This window comes from Salmonella sp. SAL4457, from assembly GCF_046548235.1.
In the GTDB taxonomy this organism is placed as follows: domain Bacteria; phylum Pseudomonadota; class Gammaproteobacteria; order Enterobacterales; family Enterobacteriaceae; genus Salmonella; species Salmonella enterica.
Genome location: NZ_JBGDZO010000626.1, coordinates 1 through 265 on the forward strand (window position 1 = coordinate 1; position 265 = coordinate 265).

Below are 265 nucleotides of genomic sequence, written 5' to 3' on the forward strand. Positions count from 1 at the left end.
GGTCACCACCCGCCTGCTGGAGCGCAACGGCATGAACGTGCTGACCGCGAAGGACGGCGTGGACGCCATCGCCCAGCTCCAGGAGCATCGTCCGGACATCCTCCTGCTGGACATCGAGATGCCGCGCATGGACGGTTTCGAGGTCGCCACCCTGGTGCGTCACGACGAACGCCTGGGCAACCTGCCGATCATCATGATCACCTCGCGGACCGGCGAGAAACACCGCGAGCGCGCGCTGGGCATCGGCGTCAACCAGTACCTCGGC

General features: G+C 66.8%; 1 protein-coding gene. It reads left to right on the forward strand.

Annotated elements, in window-relative coordinates:
• On the forward strand, positions 1-265 hold a 265-nt coding region (locus tag ACLJNW_RS25705; protein WP_410961439.1), incomplete at both ends, for a response regulator.